Here is a 7,613-nt window from a genome sequence, read left to right as displayed (position 1 = left end):
ATGCGGATACTGTTTTGATTCAGTTGACTGGTGATCATGAATTATCTGTTCTTAAGAATGAGGTTGAAGAAATCCGAAAAAGGACTTCAACAGATTTCAGACTCATTGCTGCAAAAGTTGATGACTGGAATTATGAGTTGTCTCCATGGAAAGCACCGGCAGTGTTCGGAAATGAAGACTTTGGTGATGGTGCTGTCAGGACACTGGAGCAGATTCTGACATTATGCACAGACAAAAGCAGGACATATTATATCGGGGGATATTCTCTTGCGGGGCTGTTCTCGTTATGGGCAGCATATCAGACAGATGTATTTTCCGGCATTGCAGCTGCTTCACCGTCTGTCTGGTTTCCGGGATTTATTGAGTATATGAAGGAACATGAAATTAAAAGTGAGACAGTTTATCTAAGTCTTGGTGACAGAGAAGAAAAAACGAGAAATTCGGTGATGTCACAGGTTGGAAACTGTATCCGGATGGGATATGGGTGGCTCATAGAGCATGGGATCAATTGTAACCTGGAATGGAATCAGGGCAATCATTTTAGAGAACCGGATATAAGAATTGCGAAAGCATTTGCCTGGGTAATGGAGGGGAAATAATATGTGGATATTATTTGCATTTGGTTCTGCTCTGTTTGCAGGCTTGACAGCCATATTGGCAAAATGCGGAATCAGAAACACAGATTCTAATGTTGCGACAGCATTAAGAACTGGTGTAGTGTTAGTCTTTTCATGGCTTATGGTATTCATGGTCGGGGCACAAAGTGAAATCAGAGATATTTCGGCAAAAGTCCTGATTTTTTTGATTTTGTCAGGACTGTCAAACGGGGATATCCTGGCTATGCTATTTCAAAGCACTGCAGATTGGAGATATCAATAAAGTAACACCAATTGATAAATCGAGTACAGTGATAACGATGCTGCTGGCTTTTATTTTTCTCAGGGAAGAAATAACGTGGCTGAAATTTGTTTCAATGATTCTTATCGGTATCGGTACTTATCTGATGATACAGAAAAAGGAAACAAAGGAGAAGGCAGAAGATAAGAAGTGGCTGCTTTATGCAGTCGGTTCCGCTGTTTTTGCCAGTCTTACCTCTATTTTGGGAAAGATTGGAATTCAGGATGTCAATTCAAATCTTGGAACTGCGATCAGGACTGCTGTTGTATTGGTGATGGCGTGGATTGTAGTATTTGTGACCGGAAAGCAGAATACGGTTAATAACATTGACAGAAAAAGCTGGCTGTTCCTTATTCTTTCCGGATTTGCAACAGGCGGTTCCTGGCTATGTTATTACAGAGCACTTCAGACAGGTCCGGCCAGTGTGATAGTTCCCATTGATAAACTGAGTATTCTTGTGACCGTTGCATTCTCATATATTGTATTCCATGAAAAACTGTCATTGAAATCAGGAACAGGACTGCTGCTTATTGTTGTTGGAACGTTAGCTTTGCTGATATAACTATTATAAAAAAGAAAAACTATCTGGAAAAGTATAATTGCGGAAACTGGCTTTTTCAGGTAGCAGAGGGATATTCAGATGGTATTTCAGATGCCAATGGAATCCTTTGATCCGCGCTGTACGCTCGGAGACGGAATTGGAGAAAGTCTGAGAAATATGGGGATAAGCTGCACCGAAACCCGGAGAAAAGTGGAAGAACTTCTGGAAAGATACGGCCTGGAAAAAGAATACGCAGACCGTTATCCCCAAATTGTATATTTATCCTGTGTCTGAAGTATATCAGACAGGACAGCAGATAGAGCAGAAATGTCTGAAGCGATTTTATTCGTGAAAGACATTTCTGCTTTTTGATTTCTTACTCAAAATGCCGTAAAATTTTGTGTTTCTAAAAATAAAGAAAGTGTCAAAAAGCACTAACAATTATTCAGAAATCTGTGATGCAATGGAAAGTACGAAATATAGAAAATATCTGATATTATCCGTTTGACTGTTGGATATATCTCAGAATACAGATATATTGGATAAGGGAGAGACTATGAAAATAGAAAAAAAACTATGGATTATTCTGTTTGCATTTGGGATATTCGCCATTTGTTTTTCAGGTTGGATTTTCAGACAGAGTACGGCCAGAGAAAAATTGTTCTGGGATAATACGATCCGGTGCGAAACAAAAGAACTGAAAGAGGGAGAAATCAAATCAGAGAATATTGCCCTGCCCGAAGACTTCGATGTTCCCAAATCTATCTTATTTAAAACCACCCACACCATTGCAGAAGTTTGGCTGGATGGAGAAAAAATATATGAATATGGAAATGAAGCGGATGCTCCGGGTTTTATGAAGACACCTGGAAGCTGCTGGCATATTGTGGATATTCCCGGAGACAGTTCAGGTAAAAACCTGGAGGTCAGAATTATTCCGGTATATGAGGGCTATTATGGAAATGAAGTCAGCCTTGTATACGGAACACGAGGCGATTGTATTCTGAAAATCTTAACGGACTGTCTTGGAATTCTGGTGATCAGCTGTGGAATCCTGTTTGCCGCTGTTATCTGCATACTTCTCTATTGTGGTGCAGCGCGAAGAAAAAGAAGCGACAAGACAGAAGCGAAAATTGAGATTTTTTTAAATCTTGGATTTTTTTCATTGCTGGTCGCAGTATGGACACTGGTACAATGTGGTTTTCTGCAGTTTTTGATCCCGGATGGAAGAACCTTATATTTTGTGGAGTATTTTTCACTCTTTCTTTTTCCGGTGCCATTTAATTTCCTGTTATATGATATCTGCAAAAGCAGGTACCACAAAGGTGCATTGATTTTTTCCATCCTCTATCTTACAAATATGGCAGTCGATGTTTTGCTTCAGTGTACAGGAATTATTGATATGTCCCGGTTACTTTCTGTAATTCATGTTATTATGGTTGCAAATGTGGTTTACACAGTTGTGATCATTCTTTACGAAGCCGGAAAAAAAGAAAATGATGTAGCCCAAAAATTCCGGTATCCTATGTGCGTGGTCATGGGATTTGGAATGGCGGAAATGATTTTTTATTATTTAAGAAGATTTGAACAGATATCCATTTTGCTTTCCATGGGAACTATGCTGTTTATTATTATGCTGATCTGGATACAGGTTTCTCAATATTACGATCAATATATCCAGAAGCAAAAGGTGATTTATCTGCAGAAAATAGCCAATATGGATATGCTCACAGAGGCCATGAACCGAAATGCTTACGAGGATATGGTGAAATATCTGGATGAAGGTGAAATTAAACTGAGTACCACAGGTGTGGTGGTTTTTGATCTGGATGATCTGAAAGTGATAAATGATAATTTTGGACATGAAAAGGGAGATGAGGCGCTGAAGCTGTGTTATCAGTGTATCAGTCAGGCATTTCAGAATGTGAAGAACTGTTTCAGAATCGGTGGTGATGAGTTTGCGTATGTATATCACAGTGACGAGAAAGATATGATTCCGGAACGGCTGAAGACCCTGGAGCTGCTTCTGAAAAAAACAGCGAAAACACACAAGCTGGATTATCCGCTTAGTATATCAGCAGGATACGCTTATTATCAGCCTGATATAGATTTTGATTTTAAAGATATTGTAAGGCGAAGCGATACCATGCTGTACCGTCAGAAGCGCAGGAAGAAGATTGCGCGGTCAACTGATCCGGGTCACTTGCTTTCCCGTATGGAAAAGCATTCCACAGAGGAAATTACAGATGAAGTGATCCTGCAGGAGAAGAAATATCAGAGCATGCCCTTGGATGAGCTTTGCAGCGTGATCGCTCTTCTGAGTCCGACCACAGATAATTACCCGTATGTGGTTGATTTCCGAACAGATTTTTATTACATAGCAAACCAGGCTCTTGACCGTTTCTGTATTCCGAAAAATAGTTTTCATAATGTGATTTCAAACCATAAAGAATTTGTATATGAACCTGATTATGAAAAAATGAAGGAGGAATTTGATAATCTTCTTAAAACAGACCGCTGTACACATAGCATGGAATATCGATGGCTGGATCTGAAAAAAGTGCCGGTCTGGATTCATTGCAAAGGATATCTGGTGCGGGATGATAATATGAAACCTCTTTATATGATTGGTTGTATCAATGAGATTGGAGAAAGACAGAAGGCAGATAATGTAAGCGGGTTATTAGGAGAGACAGGATTCCGGGAGTATATGGACCAACAGGACACTCCTCTGGAAACAGGATATCTGCTTCGTATTGGAATTGATCATTTTAAGGAAATAAATGATAACTTCGGACAGGAGTACGGTGACTTTGTGCTTAGGAAAACGGCTGATTGTATTTCCGGATGCCTGTCAGAAGGACAGAAAGTGTACAAGCTTGTGGCAGATGAATTTCTGATTCTGGATGTTTCTTCTGACCAGGTGAGGGATGCAGATAAACTTTATGATAAAGTGAGAGCTGCAACAGACAGATTTATTGAATCTAACGAGTTTAAGGTCATGTATACGGTTTCAGGAGGAATTGTGTCATTTGCGGCATTAGAGGGAAATCAGTATTCAGAAGCCCTGAAGCTGACGGATTTTGCTTTGAATGAGGCAAAGACGCTGGGAAGAAACCGCTGTTATATATTTGACGGAGAAACCTACAGGAAATTTCTTCGGAAGAGGGAGATTACCCAGGAACTGCGGGAGGCTGTGCTCAATGGCTGCCAGGGTTTTACGGCTTTTTATCAGCCTGTATTTGCCGAAGATAAAAAAGTACCTTATGGAGCAGAAGCTTTAATGCGTTTTACTTCTGAAAAACTCGGGATGATTTCACCGGCAGAGTTTATTCCGATTCTGGAAGAAACCGGTCTTATTATTCCGGCTGGCCGCTGGATGATGAGAGAAGCTATGGGAAAATGCAGCGAGATTCGGAAAGTACTTCCAGGTTTTAGAGTGAGTATTAATATTTCCCAGGTTCAGGCATCCAAGTCTGATGTGATCCAGGATATCAGTGCAGAAATGAAAAGAGCAGGACTGCCGCTGGAAGCATTGATCGTGGAATTGACAGAGAGTGACCTTCTGGAACAAAATATCAATGAGAAGCATTTTCTCACAGAACTGAGGCGGATGGGAATCAGTCTTGCATTGGATGACTTTGGAACCGGATATTCGAACTTCCATTATCTCAGTGAGCTGAAACCGGAGATCATTAAGATTGACCGCTCTTTCACTGTGAAAGCAGTTGCAGATGAACAGGAATATTATCTGCTGAATCAGTTCTGCACCATGATCCATAATCTGGATATGAGGATTTGTATCGAAGGCGTGGAAAATGAGCAGGAATGGGCCATGATCCGAAAACTGTACCCGGAATTCACACAGGGATATTTCTGGGGGAAGCCTTGTGAGTATGAAGAATTTATGAGAAAATTTACAGAAAGCAGATTATGAGAAAGCTGGCGTGAATATTTCGGGCTACACCGAGGCTTTTTCATCTGTACAACAGGACTCGCAGACAAGCAAGTGGTGTAGTTATTTCAAACACATTCTGACAGGTAAGAAGAGGAGAAAATCAGATGAAGAAAAAATTTTTCAGGTTGTCAGCAGCAGGATTGCTTTTTTTCTCAGGAATTATGGAGATTGGCTGGCGCTTTTTTAACATGGTGGTCTGCTGCAAAAGAGGGGGAAGGAAAAAGGAAAGAAAGAAATGGTTTGAATTATCTCATATACGGGATAATCATCCCAGAAACGGATACGAAAAGGAATATGATGAGAGCAGGGCATGGTGCGAGACTCAGAAGATGCAGGACTGTTATATCCAAAGCGTGGATGGATTAAAACTCCACGGATTCTATCTGCCGGCAGAGCATGCAAAGCGGTTTGTTATCTTAAGCCATGGTTACAGGGGCAGCAGATTTGGTTCCCTGTCATTTATGGCAAAATATCTCCATGAGCATCAATGTAATCTTCTGTTTATGGAACAGCGATGCTGTGGAGAAAGTGAAGGAAAATATATTACCTTTGGAGCAAAGGAAAAATGGGATGTGCAGCGTTGGGCAATTTATGTGTCCGAGAGAAATGAGGAGAAGCTTCCAATCTATCTGTATGGACAGTCTATGGGAGCAGCCGCTGTACTGATGGCATCCGGATACAGGCTTCCGTCAGAGGTGAAAGGGCTGATCGCAGACTGTGGTTTTCAGTCTATGGAAAGACAGATGCGGGATATGGCTGACAACTGGTTTCATTTGCATTATATTCCTTTGCTTTTGAAGGAAATGAACTGTCTGTGCCATTTTGTGGCAGGATTTCGTATGAAAGATGCAGATACCACAGAAGCTATGAAAAGGAATACAAGACCTGTCCTTTTCTTTCATGGAGAGAAGGATACTTATGTGTACCCGAACAATTCATTCCAGAACTATATGCTGTGCAAAGCACCAAAGGAACTGGTCATTGTACAGGGAGCAAGACATCTGTGCAGTGCCTATGCAGATCCGGAACTGTATCAGCGTACAGTGATGGAGTTTTTTGAGAAATATGATGGCAGTAATTCTGAAAAATAATGTGACTGTTTTCAACCGCCAAAGGCGATTATGAATGATAACAATCCCTGACCGGGACTTATCAGATGCGTTTTGTTAAATGCATGATAAGTCTCGGTCAATTTTATGTAAAGTGTTCATTAAGTGCTGAGGGTACTGGCATTTGGGAAAAATCTGTGCTATTTTTGTCACGTAATAAAAAAGTAATGTTGTAGCTGCCAGTACATTATTTTTAAAATAACTGTGGGCTACTGAACAAGTATGTAATGTTTTTGTACCCGGGAAAAGAGAAAAAACGGGTGATGGAGGTTAAATAAAGTATGACAAACTACTATCCTTTAACAGCAGCACAGAAAATGCACCATAACTGGATCATGGATTACGGTACACAGCAGGTATCCGGTGTCAGTGTTGTGGCGTCTGTACAGGCTGAACTGGATTTTGGATTATTAAAAAAATGTATTCAGATGGAGACAGAACGTTCCGGATGCACCAGAATCCGTTTTACGAAGCCTGATAAAGACGGAAATGTACAGCAATACCTTGTAAAACAGGATCCAAGAGATATCGGATTCAAGGATCTGTCAGGAATGGGAAGCCTTGCAAAAGCAGACGAGCTGATGCAGCAGTGGGCATACGAAACCTTTGACGGTGATGACATTCCCATGTGCGAGTTTACTATGCTGAAGCTGCCGGAAGGATATAATGGTTTCTTTGTACATATGGATCACAGACTGATCGATTCCTGTGGTCTGGTAGTAATGATCGGTGATCTGTTTCAGTTATATACTTATTATAAATATGGAACAGCCTATCCGCAGGAACTGGCAGACTTTGAGACAGTACTGAAAAAAGACCTTGCAAAAGCAGGCAACGAGAAACGTTTTGCAAAAGATAAGAAATTCTGGGATGATCAGCTGGATGCACTGGGCGAACCTCTGTATTCTGATATTCAGGGACCGTCCGTACTGGAGGAAGCAAGAAAACGTCATGGAAATCCAAAACTTCGTTCTTCTGACATTGAGATGAAGGATCTGTTTGTGGCAGTTAAGGATTATTATCTGGAGCCGGGACCAACTAAAAATCTGATCGATTTCTGTATGAACCATCAGCTGTCTATGACAAACCTTCTTCTGCTTGGCATCCG

Annotated in this window: 5 protein-coding genes and 1 pseudogene; all 6 read left to right on the top strand. The window is 40.9% G+C overall.

Translation table 11 applies throughout. The annotated features are described in order from the left end of the window. Nucleotides 1-599, top strand: a 599-nt coding sequence (locus tag AC075L_RS03215; RefSeq protein WP_476387124.1) for an alpha/beta hydrolase, incomplete at its 5' end; no start/stop codon positions are given. 1 nt (nucleotide 600) lies between these two features. Next, nucleotides 601-1,459, top strand: a pseudogene (locus AC075L_RS03210) (EamA family transporter). A 78-nt stretch (nucleotides 1,460-1,537) separates the two neighbouring features. Beyond that, complete coding sequence (locus AC075L_RS03205; RefSeq protein WP_022381328.1) at nucleotides 1,538-1,732, top strand: hypothetical protein; 195 nt, start codon at nucleotides 1,538-1,540, stop codon at nucleotides 1,730-1,732. A gap of 262 nt (nucleotides 1,733-1,994) precedes the next feature. Continuing rightward, on the top strand, nucleotides 1,995-5,375 hold the full coding sequence (locus AC075L_RS03200; RefSeq protein WP_055058455.1) for a bifunctional diguanylate cyclase/phosphodiesterase: 3,381 nt from the start codon (nucleotides 1,995-1,997) through the stop codon (nucleotides 5,373-5,375). Nucleotides 5,376-5,500: 125 nt separating this feature from the next. Further along, on the top strand, nucleotides 5,501-6,487 hold the full coding sequence (locus AC075L_RS03195; RefSeq protein ID WP_055058454.1) for an alpha/beta hydrolase: 987 nt from the start codon (nucleotides 5,501-5,503) through the stop codon (nucleotides 6,485-6,487). Between the two features lie 299 nt (nucleotides 6,488-6,786). Then, a partial coding sequence (locus AC075L_RS03190; RefSeq protein ID WP_476387123.1) for a condensation domain-containing protein occupies nucleotides 6,787-7,613 on the top strand: 827 nt, incomplete at its 3' end.

It is taken from the genome of Blautia sp. ZXY-1-B12, from assembly GCF_056339915.1.
Note: the sequence above shows the minus strand (reverse complement) of the source record. Positions and strands in the feature narration are given on the sequence as shown.